This window comes from Halalkalirubrum salinum (genome assembly GCF_005543295.1).
GTDB classification, from domain to species: domain Archaea; phylum Halobacteriota; class Halobacteria; order Halobacteriales; family Haloferacaceae; genus Halalkalirubrum; species Halalkalirubrum salinum.
Genome location: NZ_SRSG01000002.1, coordinates 66351 through 82507 on the forward strand (window position 1 = coordinate 66351; position 16157 = coordinate 82507).

The following is a 16157-nucleotide window of genomic DNA, read 5'->3' on the forward strand; positions in this document are numbered from 1 at the left end:
CAGCGTTTGCAGACGACTGACACCGGTCGACCGGTCACGTATTGGGTTGACGTCTGTGACATTCACCCGCGAATACCATTGACAACCATCCGAATATTACGTTCGATTCCCCAATCAAACTGGCGTTCCAGAACGACTGCAGTCACGATATAAATGGCCGCCCCGGCGGGGACGAGAGCAAGGAACTCGACGAGCGGCGATAGTTCCACCAGGGTCCGGGCGTACCAGAGGGTCGCGAACATCACGCTCGCGGCGACGAAGGGATACGCGTATTCGCGATAGATCTGTATCGAACGCCCCTCGACAGTTTTTGCCGCGAGGTACACGTCGATCGGCAACATCGGGAACACGTAGACCCCGACGACAACGAGCGCGGTTCCTTCGATTCCCCACCGAGCCGTCGCTGGCCAAATAAGCGCTGCGATACAGAGCACACGGAACATACCAAGTTTTGTCACGTAGTCGGGGCGGCCAAGCGCTTTCCATACCGCCCCGAAGTTTCGCGTGATCGAGTGTAACAACCCGTACAACGCGAGAATCTGCATTGCAGTGATCATCGGCGTCCAGTCGGGACCGAGTACGGCAGGGACGAAACTCGGTGCAACGAGCGCGATTCCAAATGCCATCGGGAAGGTGACAAACGACGTGAACCGAAGCGTCTCCAATAGCGCGCTCCGGAGCGCGTCCATGTCGTCTTGCAATCGAGAGTAGGCTGGAAAGGTGATCTGCGAAATAACACCCGACACCTCCGAAGAAGGGGTATCGGCGATGCGGTAGGCGTACTGGTAGTATCCCAGCGCAGTTGCCGTAAGGAGCCACCCGACGAACGCGTCGTCGCCCTCACTATACAGGAATCCGACGATCGACGACCCCGTGATCCACTTGCCGTAGTGGATCAGTTCCTTGGCCTTCTCAATATCAAATGACGGCCATGGCCGGTACTCATGCATCACGTACGAGAGAACGAACTTGTTGGCTGAGGTCGCAACCGATGCGAACACGAGCGCCCACACGGTTGGTGAGACGAGCGCGTAGGATACCCCGACAATGAACTGGATGAATCCACCACTGGTCTCGTAGACAAACTGCTTGTGAAACGCAAGATCCTTTTTGAAGTAGACGACTGCAGGGTTCCGAAACCCGAAAAACAGTGTTGAGAGGGCTATGACCTGTATTGGAACCGTTGCGGTCGGCTCGTCGAAGAACGAGGCAATATATGGTGCAAGGACGAACAACCCGGTAACGATGAGGATTCCTCGACCTGCTTCGAGACACCAGGTCGTATCGAGATAATCGTCGACGTTCGTAGCCTTCTGCTGGATAAGCGCCGCATTGAGCCCGATTTCGGTGAACCGATTGAGGCCGCTCAGCGTCAACAGCGCGATTCCCATAATACCGAAATCTTTCGGTGCCAACAACCGAGCGAGGACGATGAGCATCAAGATCTGCATAAGTCGGCTCGATAGCTTCGTCGCCGAGACCCAGATACCACTTTTGACCGTCCGCTGGAGCACCGAACCGGTCGGAACGACACCCTGAATGAGTTTGGTAATGCGATCTTTCATTTATTGACCACCAGATCGATCGCGATCCCACAGCTCCTCACGGATTCGATCGGTCCAGAGGGCCACTTGGCGTTTACGCACAAACCGTACGTTCGACATCACCGAAATGCAGGGAAATACAACACATTGTTATGTCACGGGTAACGCACTGGACGGCGATCGCACGGACTGTAATCGCGGCGTCGGCTGATTTGTCGGTACATACTTACCCACCACCGGGACGTCACTGCGATTGTGACAGTCGATCGCACCCAGCAGCGGAACCGCCGGGGCGGCCCTAAAGAACAGCTTACCGTGCTCGTCATGTCCGGACACAGCAACGCCGAAAACCCATATATGCAGCTGCTCGTCGGGGCGCTTCGGGACCAGGGCGTCGATATTCGGACGCCGATCAACCCGTTCTTTTTCCCGCTCTCGCGAGCAGCGTACGCAAACCCAGACGTAGACGTACTGCAACTCGACTGGCTCTACGAGTTCTACACTACCTCAGACATTGGGATCGACGTGATCGACGCCGTGATTTCGATCCTGCGGGCCGCGATGTTCTGTGTAGACCTGTTTCTGGTCTCGCTTTTCGGGCCGGCCGTTGTCAAGCATGTCCACAACAAACACCACCACGATCGATCGCTCCCGCGCACCGAGCGGATTATCAACGAGTGGACATTCGTCCTCGCAGATCGCTTGATCGTCAAGTGCGATCGGGCTGCCAACGTGCTCACGACAACGTACTGGGCGTTCGACGCAGATGACGCCGTCGTCGTGCCCGACGGGAGCTTCGTCTCGGCGTACGAAAACGAGGTCTCGAAAGCGGCCGCGCGGACGGAACTCGCGATCGCTGAGGAGGATTTCGTGTACCTCTTTTTTGGACTCATTCGGCCGTACAAAGGGGTTACAGAGCTACTCCATGCCTTTGGAGCCCTCAATTCGCCGAATTCGACCCTCTGGATCGTTGGGAATCCGACCGACGACGCGCTCGAACTCGAACTCCGACGGCTCACCGATGAGATCGATGACGTGCAAACAGTGTTCGAGTTTATCCCGGAGGATCGGATTCAGTACTACATGAACGCGGCTGACGTCCTCGTCTTGCCGTATCGGACCATCCTCAACTCTGGGTCTGCGCACCTTGGGCTCTCGTTTGGCTGCCCGATCGTCGCCCCGTCGATTGGGTGTCTTCCAGCGACGATTACGGCTGACGGCGGCGTCCTCTACGATCCCGACGACCCAGATGGGCTCAAAGATGCGCTTGCTGCGGTTCGTGCGGAACCGTCACTGGACGCAATCGGGCGTTCGAACCTCGAACGGGCTCGTGAGAACACCTGGGAGTCGACGGGCGATCGGCTCGTGAGCCTCTACTCATCAGTTTCGTCTACGGAAGGCCCCAACCCAGGTCCGTGAAACGCGAGAGACCACGTCGCTGCTGCTCAAGGAGTAGTTGTGTCAAAAAGTGGCACGGGTTCACAGTTGGCACATTTGTTGGCACACAAACTGGCGTTGCTCCCCCGAGCCAGGTGCTGATTAGTGCTTGAAGGGTTTAAAATTGCGGAAACATTCAGCGAACCAACGGTGAAATTGTATTAGCCGTCGTCGTCCTGCGTGAACTCCTTGACGTCGGGAAGGTTCGCGACCGCTTCGTTTATTCCCTCCTGTCTGGCATCGGCGACCGCCGCGTCGAACAGTTCTCTTTCAGGATATTCCCTGACCGTCAGGATTCTCCCGTCTTCGACGACAAAAACGATCTCAATTGTTCCGTCGGAATACGTGTACTGCTCGCCGATTTCTGGACTCTCGCTCATTGTTTCACCACCGATCGCTGTCCTGTGAAAGTATGTCGATCCCTCGGGCGACAGAGAGTTGGAGATCCGTCGGATCGTCGTCTTCGAACACGAGCCACGACGCATCGGACTGTCTCGCAGCTCGGAGGGCTGCCGGGAGATCAACAATTCCATCACCCGGAGCAACCGACCGAAACGCCGGGGGAAATCGACGTGTGAGCGCAACGTCAGCGATGTGGATCGAAAAGAGCCGATCGCCGAGCAGATCAAACACAGTACCCGGATCGAAGCCAGCGGCAGCGACCCACCCAATGTCGACCTCAAATTCGATTTGATCAGTCATCTCCGTCAGAAGTGTCCCAAATCCAGTGTGGGTCTGGATAGCAAACTCGTCGATCCGTGTGGCGGTTCCGATAGCGTCGGCAATAAAGCTCCACCCGTTCATCGGCAACGGAATTCGAGAGGGCACGCCGAGTCCAAACCGATCGAGTACGGGCAAGAACATCCCTCTCGTCGTGTGTAACCCAAATTCGATGCCGTCGACGGCGAGGCGATCGGCAACCTCATTAAGTCGCTTCGCGGTCGATGCAGCCCGATCAGTTGTCCGGAAGTAACCGTTTCCCACATGCGGGACGATCACTCGCGAACAGCCTGCAGCCAGACAGCGGTCGACAATCGCCTCGGCGTTTGACTCGAGATGGTGTAAATCAACGTGTGCGGCGATTGGTTCGATATTGTGTTCGGTCAGTACTGATCGAACCGCATGAGGATCAGCCTGGAGAAATCGCCCGGCGAATTCGACGCCGTCATACCCCACGTCAGCGACCTGGTGAATTATTTCCGGAAGTGAGTCAGGACTATCACGGAGTGTATGTAACTGTAGCCCCCGTCCGGGTGTACCTACCGAATCGGACGATCGCAGCGTTGTGTTCATCACCTCAGTCAAAAGAGATCACGAAGCGTAGTAAATTAGTAGTTAAATTGGTAGGAAGCTGCTGCCCGTAATCGCATACCCGTATATGGGTCATTATTCTATGTAACGTATAAGCGCGTGCACAACTTTCGGCAGCAAATACGAGATTCGGTCGAAAAGTGTTTGACCCAATATAGTACCGTTTGCAACGCGTTGCAAGAAGCACCTCGAAATGCAGTCTGAGAGTGCGTGAGCCAGTAGTTCTGAATCGAAGTGAGAAAATAATTGCAAACGCTATTTTAGTTCTTGGATAGAGGCAGAAGATAATTACGAACATTGTAGGTGTGGAATAATCGGAGGATAACAAAGCCACGACACGCCTTCGGTTGAGATACCCGATCGCCCAAGAACAGTGCGCTCCTACCCCCCTTTGACAGCTGCTGTATCGGGCGACGGGCACCTTTTTACCTGATAACGAACGACTGGTGGAGCACAATGTGTCTCCTGCGAAGGCGAACCTGCGGCTTATTGGTGAACGTGAGGTGAAAATGCTCGGTCGGGGATTTGAACCCCGGTCATCGGCTGTCTTCCCGGGTGACACTTGCGTGTCGATCCGGACGAAAGGCCAATATGATTGGCCGGACTACACCAACCGAGCGCATTCTACGCTACCTGACCCACTAATTTAACACCATCGAATTCACTCACGAGATATATATTGGCTCGCACAATCGATCACTTCGTACGCCTGCAGTCGCGGGGATACGCTCGCAGTATGTATTAGTACCAACATTCATATCGGTCGGTTCCGATGCTCAAATATGGATCCTCGCGTCGGGGCACGGGCTGATCGTCAAATCAAGGGCAATCGGGTGATTATCGATGAGTGACGACGATTGGTTTGAACAGGCCCTCCGTGAACTTGAGGGAGACAGCGACGGACCTGACACTGGGGACGACACTGCTGATAAAACCAACCGCACAGATAACGACGACACCACAAAAAAAGGCGAGACAGTTGATAAAGACGGCACTGCGGGTGAAGATACCTCGAGAAGGAATAACTCCGAGAACATAGATGATATAGAAGTAATAGCTAGCGAGGATGAGGAGACGGCGGTAATCGAAGAGACCGAGACAGCAATCACACCCCAGAGAGAAACTTCGAACGACAGGCCTGAGCGGACAGTACCCACCGAATCGTCTGGTGCGGACGAATCAACACAAACGCCGGACGAGACCGATCCATTTGGGGTCTCTCCGAGGAATCAACAAAACCAGCCCACTATGACGGGATCGGATACTGCCGACGATTCATTCGGGGGGTTCGATATTGATGACAGTGGGGGCGGGGGCGATGAATTTGGTTTTGCGGACTTTACCACGGGATTCAGTGGTGAATCGGGTTCAGAGGCTGTTGCTGCCGATCCAGAGGCGTTCAACAAAGAAGAGTTCGAATCATCAATCGATCGAATCGAACTTGGTATTGAGGGACTCGATCAGATGATTCTTGGCGGCGTTCCAAACCGATCGCTGATGGTGGTGATCGGTAGCGCCGGGACAGGGAAGACAACATTCGGGTTGCAGTTTCTTAACCACGGGCTCGAACAGGGCGAGCGGGCGGTGTTTATTACACTCGAACAAAGCAGTGATGCGATTTTTTCCACCGCCGAAGAAATGGGCTGGCCATTCCGAGAATATGAGTCCAAAGAGCTGCTTGCAATTGTGTCTTTGGACCCAATCGAACTGGCAAACAGTCTGTCGAGTCTGAGCGGAGATATCACACGCTTGATTGATGATTTCGAAGCCGATCGGCTCGTCTTAGATTCGGTATCACTTCTCGAAATGATGTACGATCATCCCGCAAAGCGCCGGAGTGAAGTGTTCGACTTTACGCGGTCGCTCAAACGGGCGGGCATTACGACGATGCTCACCTCTGAGGCGAGCGAAGACAACGCCTACGCGTCCAGACACGGGATCGTTGAGTATCTCACAGACGCAGTGTTTGTGTTGCAGTACGTCCGCCAGTCAAACCAGGAGACGCGGCTGGCCGTTGAGATCCAGAAGATCCGGAACGCAAATCACTCTCGGGAGACAAAACCCTACGAAATTACTGACACCGGGATCAGCGTCTACCGGCAGGCAAGCATCTTTTGACGTCGCGCTCCGTGTTGTTACGTTCGCCCGTGTTTTGTGAGACACCGCGATAGTCCCATGAGTTCGACTGGTTCGGAGTTATCGGGTGAGTAGATGACCATCTGTCCCTTCTCCATGTACGGCACTTTCTGTTGGAGCGTCGTCGGAATATTCACGCTCTTTATCGCATCCTCGTCGCCCAGATTCAACACGAGTTTGGTATTCAACTGTTTGAACACCGGTTCCGCGATGTCCTGGGGATCTTGGGTAATCAAAAAGAGGCCGAGCCGTTCCTTTCGGCCCTGCTTTGCGGCTTCGGTGAACTTCGAGACGACTTTTCGGGCCTGAACGGTGTCAGCGTCTGCGAGGAAGTTGTGCGCCTCGTCCATGCCGAGAACGACCGGTGTCTCTTTGATCCGATCGCTCGACGGCGAGTTCGAAAGCTTGTCGTCGATGAGATACGACGAGACCGCGAGCACGAACAGCTCCTTCGCGCGGGTCGTACTGAGATGGTACGTCGGGATCACAGAGAGCCCGCCGGGGCGGACGAGTTCGCGATCGAGTTCGGTGATCGGGGTCGCTGACTGATCGAAGATCCCGCCGGGAATCGATCGGACCCGCCGCTTGACCGCGTCGAAGGTAGCCTCGTGGACCCGCCCGGACTCGTCGAGTTCTTCTTTGAGCCCCGGGTCGTCGAGGAACGTCAGGAACTGCTGGTAGGTACCGCCAGTGCCGTACTCTCGGAAAAAGCGTTTGAGCAGGTCCCGTAACGCGGGATATTGGTTGTCGTTGAGCCCGCTTCCGGCGACGAGCCACGGCTGGTCGTCCACCATCGAAAACGGGATCGTGAACTCCTTTTGGGCCGCGCCGTGGCCAGCCCCGCCGTAGGTCACGCCGGCTTCTTTCGGCACGAGTGCGATCGTGTCCGCGTGGCCGCCGTAGGCGACCCCCTCTCGATCGAGCCGGCGAGCAAACTCAGCGTCCAGTTCAGGGTTGTCGTCGTGCATCTGGGCGTACTCGTCCTGTGGGTCGAACAACACGACCGCCGGCGGGACCGTCCGACCGTCGGCCATCGGATACCGACAGTCATCGTCAAGATACTGCCGGAGGACGTTCTTCGAGGCGTGTGTCTTCCCCGAGCCGGTGCCGCCGGCGATGAGTGTGTGCCTGAATACGAGCGGATCCCCTGAGTCGTAGTCGTTTTTGAGCCGGTAGTCGATCGTCGGCGGCTCTGCGGCGGTCCGGACCTTCTCGCCGCCAACAGAGAGGTGCCCGAGGAAGATTCCGTCCTCGGGGATCTTCAAGCCGGTCTTGATCTGTGCGCTGTCGCGGGCCTGCCGAACGATCGCGCCGGGTTTGGGGACCCGATCGGTCATCCGGCGTTTGAGTTCGCCGCCGTCGTCGTACAGCACCGCGATCGGCTCCAGTTCGGCCATGAACTTGTAGTCGCGCTCTTCGAAGTCGTCGCGACGCATGGCGCGGCGGGCGTGGATCTCCGTCGCGTCATCGGCGTGATACTCCTGGGCGTATTCCAGCGACGTGATTCGACAAAAGAGCGTCTCGTTGTCGGGGTATGGAATAAGGAGGTATTTGCCGATCCGGACCGCATCGCGGTTGCCGACCGTCACGAACGCCCGCAGCGCCGTCTCCTCGCCGTCTTCTGCGACCCGAAGCCCGTGTGTAACCGACAGTGCACCGATCCCCGAGTCCATGCCGATCGGTTCTGCGTCGTAGGACTCGAAGCGATCGTCAGTCTCAGTATTGCCGATCGCATTACCGGCCGAGTCACCGCCAGCTCCGTCGGCTCTGTCGGCCTCGGATTGATCTGCAGAGCCAAACTCGGTGAAATCCTCAAGCGTCATACGATAGCATCTGTCGGCACGGGTTTACCAGTTTCCCCAGATCGCGGCCGCTGGAGGCAGCCCCGGATGGTGGTTCCGGCCGATCGGAGACGCACCTGACAGTAGGTGACGACAATCAATAACCGCGTCCACGACGTACACGTGGTATGTTGTTAGTCAGCGGAGAGGGTGGGGGAACGAACCTTACCGGGACGGTATTCGAGCGCGGCGAGGAGCCGCCGACGTACAAGGGCGCACCGGACGACGATGCGCCGTACGTATGGGTTTGTGACTCGTTTTATCAGGTCGAAAGCGGCGGCTCGCCGATTATTGTCGACGGCGAACAGATTCGCGTCGCGTTCGAATCACCGATGCCGCGAGGGTTTGAGACGAAAGCACAGGCGATCGACGCCGCAAAGGATCATATCCGGACACAGTTTGCCCGAATCGGCGTCGATCCTGCCGAGGTAACGTTCGAAGTGCAATCGGCCAGCCCGGCCTGACCGGGGCGGTCAACAACCGAAATCCCCACATCTCTACTCGCCGTCTGTCCACCGCCGATCGTTGTAGTTCCCAAGACGCCCACTTTTGAGGACGTCCTCAAACCGACTACGCAGAGAGGCCTTCGCGCCGGCACTGATCCGTGCGAGTTCATCGGCCTTTTTGACGGCAATCGGTGGCCCGTCGTTCGCAGCAACTTCCGCAAGCGCCTGGCGTGTGATCGCCTCGCGGGTCTCTGCGGACTGCGTGAGCGCGGCGGGCGCTTCGATTTTGTAGAGCAGGTCCGATCGGGGATCGTAGATCACGAAGAACGTGACCGTGTAGGCGGCCGGGTCGAGTGAGCGCGCACAGCCCAGTGCGTCGCCGTGTTCGGACACTGCCCGATCGGGTCCGCCCCGAGAACACAGCCACGTGGTGAATGTGAGTTCGTCGGTCAGTCGATCGTGCGCCGACGCGGGATTCTGTGGCCGCTGTTCAAGGAGCCGAGTGAAAAACGCCGTGTCGTTACCCCACGGGACCTGCTTGCCTGACCGTGAGAGCCCGCTGACGATCGTCCGGGCGCTTGGATTCTTCACGAAGCCGACGAGCGTTCGGTCGGTTTCGACAAATCGCTCGACGAGTTCGAGATAGTTTTCGAGGACCTGTTTCGGTTTGGTTTCGCGGGCGATCGCGCCGAGTTCGGCGTCGTGATCCTCCCACGAAAGCAGCTCTTTTGGATACAACGGTCCGTCTAACACGAGCAGCTCCTCGACGCAGTCGGCGTGTTCGAGGGCGTGTTCGCTCTCTGCGAGATACAGAGACAGCGCGTGAACGATCGCCTCAGCGAAGCGATCGAGACTCGGCACCCGCCAGACGCGGCGACGGCTGTTTCCCTCATCGTAGTGGACCCACTCGCGATCGTAGCTCCCAGTCACGTCGCCGCTGTGGACGGTCGCAATTACGCTGCGTTTTCGGTGCAGTGACAAATCAGATGGGTCCGAAGCCATGGCAGCGTGGGCCACGTCGAGGACGAGTCCGTTTCGAAACGTTGTCGGGTTGATCGTCCCCGAGTCGAGCCCGTGCGTTATCTCGTAGGGACGCTCAGCCAGGGCGATGTCGTCGATCGGAACCCGCCGCAAGGCCTGCGGCTCAAGTGGTTCGATGACTCGCGTGCCGCTGACGACGAGCGGATCGAGCCATTCAGACCACGCCGTAAGCGCGAGATCGTCCTGATCGGTGTCGTCGGTCTCGTCGGCAATTTCACCCGCCAGCCGGGCGATCGTATCGACGTGGATCGGATCGAGCGTCACAGCCGATCTACCGTCCTGGATCAACAAAAACAGGGCGGTCATCCCGGCACGCTAAAAGCCTTCGAGTACATACAGAACTCCAATGGCTATACGAGGGGTCGCATTCGACCTCGACGAGACGCTCGCGGTCCCCAGCCGCGACCGAACGACACTCTTGGGAGAGGCGGTGGCGTTGGCGGGGGGGCCACCAATCACGCGTGAAGAGTATCTCGACGCTCACCGGAAGAATCTCACACAGCAGACCAGAGAGCCGATCTTCGCGGACCTCCTCACGCAGTACGAAGAATCACAGGCCGACGCAAAATCGCTCGCTGACGCGTACCGGCAAGTTGTCACCAAATCACTATCCCCTGTCGGCGGATCCGCAGCCCTCATTGAAGAACTCAAAACGGACTACCGCGTTGGATTGTTGACGAACGGGCCGATCGATGCACAGCGCGCAAAACTCGAACATCTCGGGTGGACAGAGCTGTTTCACGCCGCGCTCGTCACCGGAGAGTTGCCGGCTGGAAAGCCCGACTCGGCCGCGTTCGAGGCGCTTTTGTCGGCACTTGGAACGAACGCAAACGAAACGGTATACGTCGGTGACACACCGCTTGATGACATCGAGGGAGCGACCGAGGCAGGACTGTTTGCCGTGCAGGTCCGCTTCGAAGACGGGCCGGATCGAGATCCGCGGGCGGACGCGTACATCGATCGCGATCGGCTTGCACTGGAGCTGCCAGGGCTGTTAGCGTCGATCGACTAACCCGGCAACCGTTTCGAACGTCGGAAGGATCCATTTTACTTGCGCGCCATTTTCGACAAATACGAGCGTTCGTGGCGGCCGAACTGCCTTGGGACGGACACGGAGACCAGCCGCGTCGGCCGCCTGCGCCGCATCGTCGACCGCAACGACGAATTCAACGCGCACGCGATCGGGCTGGACAAAGACTTCGGCGATCGTCGTTTTTGTGTCTCCTGCGTCGTGAACAACGCGATACGCGAGCGCGCCGTCTGGCGTCGGTTCGACATCTGGGTCGGCATCAGTCACAGAGAGCTGAGCGAGATCGTCGCGATCGCCGGTAAGCTCTGAGGCCAAAACCTGTGCGATTCGTGTCCCGTCATCGAGTCGATCAGGTATCATTGGGTGATCACGCTTGTTCCAGTTCGGCAGCAACTGTCTCTGCGACCGCGTCGACATCGATACCCCGTTCGCGAGCGACGAGGACGGCAGCGGTTTCGATCGTCACGCCCAGCGCTTTTTGTCGTTTGTTCGCTTCGGCGACCGCCGCCTGTTTGTCCATTCCCGCAGAAACGAGCCGATCGAGCGCCTGCTCGAATGTCGACTGCTCGCGGAGGATAGATTCGTCAGGAGCAAAATCTTCGGGAATGCGGGTCTCATCGGGGTCGAATGTCGGCCGAAACTCCCCACCCTCGATCTCTTCAAGTAGCCCGCGCGCGAGCGCGATGTCGACGAGTCGCTTGGCCTGATCGGGCGAGAACCAGTCACGATCGAGCGATAGCGCGACGACGATCTGGCCCTCCCCGAGTTGTCGTGTTCCTTTCTGTCGAAACGGGACGGCAACAGCGACCTCGAGGCTCATGCGTTCTACAGGGATCGAACGATACCTAACCGTTGTGGCTTCGATCGGTTCGGGTTCGAGATTTCTTGCTCGCGGGCAGGCGAACGCACTGACGCGTTTCGAGCGATTCAAGTAGCTCCTGGCTGTTCTATGCGGTATGAAAGATCAAGGACGCTCGACGCGAAAGCGGACCGGTGGCCGACTCAAGCCGTTCGCGAAAAAGAAACGCTCCCAACTCGGTCGCGAACCATCTGAGACGACTGTCGGTGAACCCCGCATGCAGGTGATCGACTCCCGCGGCACCGAGCCCAAGTTCCGCGCGCTCTCGACGAACGTTGCGAACGTCTCCGACGGCGACAGCACTGTCGAGGCCGAAATCGACGGTGTCGAAGAGAACCCCTCGAACGTCAACTACGCCCGCCGAAACATCATCACGAAGGGTGCGATCATCGAAACATCCGAAGGGCTCGCCCGCGTTACCTCCCGACCCGGCCAGACCGGCCAGGTCAACGCGGTCAAACTCGAATAACGAATCCAGTAACTCGTTTTTGACGGTGAGAAGCAACCTACATACCGCTCGCGGCGCTTACCCTACCCATGGACTTACGCGAGTTCGTCGATCGGCTCGACGAGGAGCTTAAAACCGACGCGTACGCCGAGATCGACGCCAGTGCGAACGGCCTCCAGGTCGGCCCCGACCACGCGACAGTCGATCGCGTTTCGGTATCGGTCGACGCCGCCGAGGCGACGATCGACGAGGCGATCGACCGCGACGCGGACGTGCTCGTCGTCCACCACGGCCTCTCGTGGGGCGGATTCGAGCGCGTCACCGGCCGCGAGTACCGCCTCATTGAACGACTCATTCGCAACGATGTCGCCTTATACGTCACTCACCTGCCGCTTGATGGGCATCAAACCCTCGGGAACGCGGCAGGGGTCGCCGACGCACTCGGGCTGACTGAGTGTGAGCCGTTTGGCGAACTCGGGGGCGAACACATCGGCCAACGGGGGCGAGCGTCACCCGCAATCGAACTCGATACGGTCGTCGACAGGCTAGCTGAATTCGAACGCGAACAGGCAATCCAGGTCCTCGATTTCGGGCCTGAAATCGTCTCAGATATTGCGATCGTCACCGGTAGTGGGACCGACTGGCTGGGGGAAGCGATCGCCTGTGGGGTTGACGTACTCATTACTGGCGAAGGAAAACAACAGGTGTATCATGCCGCGCGAGAAGCGGGCATTTCTGTGGTACTTGCGGGTCATTACGCGACAGAGACCTTCGGTGTCCGAGCGATCGCGGAGCTAACAACTGAGTGGGGAATCGAGTCGACGTACGTTAGCCATCCGACCGGTATCTGACCACGCACACCGTAAATATCAGTATTGATATATTGAATCGGGGATTTATAATCTATCTCTCCATACTAAATGTAGATGACAACAGAGGCAGGTGTGACAGGGCGGATTCGGGAGAGTTATGCGGCAAAGCTCTCGCTTTCGCTGCTTGGGGTTATTGCGCTACTCGTTGGATCAGGGGCGATGGTGTATACACAAGTGCTTACGGAACTCGGCGAAACCGATACCGGAATCGTCTCGAGTATTCTTGGATTGATTCTTGTGTCCGTCATCAGTCTCGCGTTGTTGGGAGTCACCGTCGGAAGCAATACGATCGTTTCTTTGCGACAGTTGTCCGAGAAGGCCGATCGAATGGCTGCTGGCGACCTCGACGTCGAGTTGGAGACCGATCGACGCGACGAACTTGGCAATTTGGTTCGATCATTCAACGAAATGCAGTTCTCACTGGCCGAACAGATCGAGGCAGCCGAACAATCGGAGGCAGACGCCGAAGCCGCACGTGATGAGATGGAGTCACGTGCCCAACAACTCGAATCGACCGCCAAATCCTACGAGGCAGTAATGCAGGCCGTTGCAGACGGAGACCTCACTCGGCGTGTCGACGTCGACACCAATACTGAGGCGATGGCAAACGTCGGCCGATCATTCAACGAGATGCTCGATCAAATTGAGGCAGCCGTTGGTGATGTCAAGCAGTTCGCCGGTCACGTGGGCGAGGCCACAGATGGTGTCGACGATCGAGCCGAGGAACTCCAAAATGCGGGGTCCGCAGTAGCAGAATCAGTCTCTGAAATCTCTGACGGAGCGTTCAAACAGACCGAGAACCTTCGCGGTGTCTCCGATGAGATGAGCACTCTCTCCGCAAGCGCCGAGGAAGTCGCCGCGACCGTCGAAACTGTCGCTGGAACGACTCAACGCGCCAACGAGGCAGGGACCGAAGGACAGGAGGCTGCAGAGGAGGCTGTTCAGCAGATGGACGCAGTCGAAACCCAAACCGCCGAGACAATGGACGACATCCAGTCGCTCGACGACGAGGTGGCCGAGATTGGTGAAATTGTCGACGTAATCACTGAGATCGCCGAACAGACCAACCTGCTCGCACTCAACGCCTCAATTGAGGCTGCCCGTGCCGGCGCGGAGGGCTCTGGTTTTGCAGTCGTTGCCGAAGAGGTCAAATCGCTCGCCGAAGAGACCAAAAACGCTGCCGGCGAGATTGAGGGCCGGATCAGCCAGATCCAAACGAAGACCGAACAGGCAGTCGACGGCATGGAAGATACCTCCGAGCGGATCTCAACCGGCGTTGAGACGGTCGAAGGCGCGATCGACGAACTGAACGACGTGATCGACTACGTCGACGAGATCGACGGCAGCATCCAAGAAATCAACCAGACCACAGAAGACCAAGCACAGTCGGCAACGACAGTCGTTCAGATGGTCGAGGAGGTTGCATCTATCTCTGAGCAGACCTCCGAGGCGGCCGACGGGGTCACAGAAACAACGCAAGCGCAGATGAAAACCCTCGAAAACGTCGAAACCGCCGCGACACAACTGTCCACGCAGGCCGACAAGCTCCAGGACGCACTCGATCGGTTCGAGACCGATCAGACAGACGTCGGCGTCGATGAGGTAGAAACCGCAGTCGAGGCGGTGACAACCGAGTCAATGGCCGCAACTGACGGCGGGGCCGATGGACAAATAGACGCCACAGGTGCAGTAGATCCAAGAGAGCCCACGAGTGGCTTCGAATTCGGAGGTGAGAACTGATGGCGCCCGCAGTAGAAACCTGGACTGTGCTCGGGACAATCGGACTTGTACTCGGGACCGTGCCGCCGGTGTGGTACGCAATTACTGACAGAGGCAATCGACTCTACTACGTGATTTTGGCAGCAATTACGGGGATTGCAGCAGTCGCGTACGCCGTCATGTCGCTTGGCATCGGGGTGATCGACGCACCCGGAGAGACGACATTCTACATCGCGCGGTACGTCGATTGGCTGTTGACGACGCCGCTTTTGTTGTTGTATCTCGCGATGTTGTGCAAATCGGGGTCCCAAACCTACGCGGTGCTTATCGGCCTGGACGTGCTCGTTATCGCTGCGGGCGCAGCCGCGATCTTCACAACTGGCCTGCTCTCGTGGGGACTGTTTGCCCTCGGCGGTGTCGCGTTCGTGGCGATCGCGTACCTACTCGTCTATTGGCTCCCGAAGCAGTCGTCGTTCGCATCCGATCGCGTCTACGCACAGTTTTTTAAGTTGCGGAATATCACCGTCGTGCTGTGGGCGCTGTACCCGGTGGTGTGGGTGTTCTCACCCGCCGGGCTCGGCTGGCTGACGCTCAACACGGAGATGATGACGATCGTCTACCTGGATTTCATCACGAAAGCCGCGTTCGTCGCGATCGCGGTCAACGGCCGTGCGGCACTCGACGATCTCACAACGGTCGAACTCACCGCGGGTACAGATGGCGTCGAGTCGGCGATCGGCGCGGACTAGCGGGACGTCTATCGGAGAACTCCGTCACTCGTCTGGAATCGTGTACTCGCCAAAATCCTCGACGGTCCCGACTGGTGGCGCTCCAAACAGGAGCCAGGTTTGTGGTGTGTCTGTGCTCTCGTTTCGAATGCTCCGGATCGAATCAGGACTGATGCGGACAAGCCCGCCGGGAGCGACATTGTGTACCGAATCCCCGATCTGTACGTGGCCGCCATCGAGGGCGACGTAGTCCTCTTTTTATCAGTCGTGTGAATGGGGTGCTGTCGCTTCGCCAGGCGCGAGCCTTATGGCGTTTATCCGGTGTTCAGTACAACCCAGCCGCTGGGTGAGTTTTCCGTGGGCCAGTCCAGATTCCGGGAACGGTTGCTGTTCGACGTCCGCAAGATCGACGATCGCAAAGTCCTCAGTCATCGCTCCTGATTCGATGAGCACAGAGAAGAAAGATGGCTACTCAGCGTCCAGCTAGTGATGTGCGTCCTGCGTCTCACATAGTGATGTGCGTCCTGCGTCTCACAGCGAGAGTTCATCAAACGATTCGAGCCGATAATCACCGAGGACACATCGCCCCCGCCTGTTAGGACCGTGGCGCTCAATGTGGATGCCATCGAGGCCAGCGTTCCACGCTGCGCCGATCTATCCAAATGAAGTGTGATCGTGGAAGCTACACAGAGACTCCTCTCAGAACTCAATCAGGAATACCGCGTTCTGCTAAAGAAATAACGGA

Annotated in this window: 16 protein-coding genes, 1 tRNA gene and 1 pseudogene; 8 read left to right on the plus strand and 10 right to left on the minus strand. The window is 57.8% G+C overall.

All coding sequences use genetic code 11. The features are described from left to right. Window positions 1-62: 62 nt before the first annotated feature. A complete protein-coding gene (locus tag E5K03_RS00325; RefSeq protein ID WP_138004396.1) occupies window positions 63-1565 on the minus strand; it encodes a lipopolysaccharide biosynthesis protein in 1503 nt (500 codons plus the stop codon). Window positions 1566-1799: 234 nt separating this feature from the next. Between E5K03_RS00325 and E5K03_RS00330 the strand changes: the two genes are divergently transcribed. After that, complete coding sequence (locus tag E5K03_RS00330; RefSeq protein ID WP_138004397.1) at window positions 1800-2963, plus strand: glycosyltransferase; 1164 nt, start codon at window positions 1800-1802, stop codon at window positions 2961-2963. Between the two features lie 179 nt (window positions 2964-3142). Here the strand turns inward: E5K03_RS00330 and E5K03_RS00335 are convergent, their stop codons facing one another. The 3 genes from E5K03_RS00335 to E5K03_RS00345 all read right to left on the minus strand — a co-directional run bounded on the left by E5K03_RS00335 (window position 3143) and on the right by E5K03_RS00345 (window position 4911). After that, on the minus strand, window positions 3143-3361 hold the full coding sequence (locus tag E5K03_RS00335; RefSeq protein WP_138004398.1) for a hypothetical protein: 219 nt from the start codon (window positions 3359-3361) through the stop codon (window positions 3143-3145). Window positions 3362-3365: 4 nt separating this feature from the next. Continuing rightward, complete coding sequence (locus E5K03_RS00340; protein WP_138004399.1) at window positions 3366-4274, minus strand: sugar phosphate isomerase/epimerase family protein; 909 nt, start codon at window positions 4272-4274, stop codon at window positions 3366-3368. Between the two features lie 528 nt (window positions 4275-4802). Beyond that, window positions 4803-4911, minus strand: a tRNA-Glu gene (locus E5K03_RS00345). Between the two features lie 224 nt (window positions 4912-5135). On the opposite strand from E5K03_RS00345, the gene E5K03_RS00350 reads away from it, so the two are divergent. Next, window positions 5136-6410: a KaiC domain-containing protein gene (locus E5K03_RS00350; protein ID WP_138004400.1), complete on the plus strand. Its 1275-nt coding sequence runs from the start codon at window positions 5136-5138 to the stop codon at window positions 6408-6410. Window positions 6411-6427: 17 nt separating this feature from the next. Here the strand turns inward: E5K03_RS00350 and E5K03_RS00355 are convergent, their stop codons facing one another. Beyond that, window positions 6428-8251, minus strand: a complete 1824-nt coding sequence (locus tag E5K03_RS00355) for an ATP-binding protein (protein ID WP_138004401.1) — start codon at window positions 8249-8251, stop codon at window positions 6428-6430. Window positions 8252-8397: 146 nt separating this feature from the next. Here E5K03_RS00355 and E5K03_RS00360 point away from each other — a divergent pair, with 146 nt between their 5' ends. Further along, window positions 8398-8733: a DUF7113 family protein gene (locus E5K03_RS00360; RefSeq protein WP_138004402.1), complete on the plus strand. Its 336-nt coding sequence runs from the start codon at window positions 8398-8400 to the stop codon at window positions 8731-8733. 33 nt (window positions 8734-8766) lie between these two features. Here E5K03_RS00360 and E5K03_RS00365 read toward each other — a convergent pair whose 3' ends face one another. Next, window positions 8767-10020: a DNA double-strand break repair nuclease NurA gene (locus tag E5K03_RS00365; RefSeq protein WP_138004403.1), complete on the minus strand. Its 1254-nt coding sequence runs from the start codon at window positions 10018-10020 to the stop codon at window positions 8767-8769. A gap of 82 nt (window positions 10021-10102) precedes the next feature. Between E5K03_RS00365 and E5K03_RS00370 the strand changes: the two genes are divergently transcribed. Continuing rightward, complete coding sequence (locus tag E5K03_RS00370) at window positions 10103-10768, plus strand: HAD family hydrolase (protein ID WP_138004404.1); 666 nt, start codon at window positions 10103-10105, stop codon at window positions 10766-10768. Here E5K03_RS00370 and E5K03_RS00375 read toward each other — a convergent pair. Beyond that, on the minus strand, window positions 10751-11146 hold the full coding sequence (locus tag E5K03_RS00375; protein ID WP_138004405.1) for a hypothetical protein: 396 nt from the start codon (window positions 11144-11146) through the stop codon (window positions 10751-10753). The two genes, E5K03_RS00370 and E5K03_RS00375, sit on opposite strands and share 18 nt — an antisense overlap. A gap of 7 nt (window positions 11147-11153) precedes the next feature. Then, on the minus strand, window positions 11154-11606 hold the full coding sequence (locus E5K03_RS00380) for a DUF2240 family protein (protein WP_138004406.1): 453 nt from the start codon (window positions 11604-11606) through the stop codon (window positions 11154-11156). Window positions 11607-11742: 136 nt separating this feature from the next. Here E5K03_RS00380 and E5K03_RS00385 point away from each other — a divergent pair, with 136 nt between their 5' ends. The 4 genes from E5K03_RS00385 to E5K03_RS00400 all read left to right on the plus strand — a co-directional run bounded on the left by E5K03_RS00385 (window position 11743) and on the right by E5K03_RS00400 (window position 15433). Then, a complete protein-coding gene (locus tag E5K03_RS00385; RefSeq protein WP_137196423.1) occupies window positions 11743-12114 on the plus strand; it encodes a 30S ribosomal protein S8e in 372 nt (123 codons plus the stop codon). Window positions 12115-12182: 68 nt separating this feature from the next. Further along, window positions 12183-12944, plus strand: coding sequence for a Nif3-like dinuclear metal center hexameric protein (locus E5K03_RS00390; RefSeq protein WP_138004407.1), 762 nt, complete (start codon window positions 12183-12185; stop codon window positions 12942-12944). A 75-nt stretch (window positions 12945-13019) separates the two neighbouring features. Continuing rightward, window positions 13020-14705 carry a methyl-accepting chemotaxis protein gene (locus tag E5K03_RS00395; protein WP_138004408.1) on the plus strand — a complete coding sequence of 562 codons (1686 nt, stop codon included), beginning with the start codon at window positions 13020-13022 and terminating at the stop codon, window positions 14703-14705. Beyond that, window positions 14705-15433 carry a bacteriorhodopsin gene (locus E5K03_RS00400; protein WP_138004409.1) on the plus strand — a complete coding sequence of 243 codons (729 nt, stop codon included), beginning with the start codon at window positions 14705-14707 and terminating at the stop codon, window positions 15431-15433. The genes E5K03_RS00395 and E5K03_RS00400 overlap by 1 nt, the downstream gene beginning before the upstream one ends. Window positions 15434-15673: 240 nt before the next feature. Here E5K03_RS00400 and E5K03_RS17345 read toward each other — a convergent pair whose 3' ends face one another. Together E5K03_RS17345 and E5K03_RS17460 are read right to left on the minus strand one after the other, a co-directional pair. Next, the gene (locus E5K03_RS17345; RefSeq protein WP_205742925.1) at window positions 15674-15844 is read right to left on the minus strand and encodes a hypothetical protein; all 171 of its coding nucleotides are present in this window, start codon (window positions 15842-15844) and stop codon (window positions 15674-15676) included. A 99-nt stretch (window positions 15845-15943) separates the two neighbouring features. Next, window positions 15944-16066 (minus strand): annotated as a pseudogene (locus E5K03_RS17460) (HAD family hydrolase); the annotation flags it as partial. Window positions 16067-16157 lie beyond the last annotated feature (91 nt).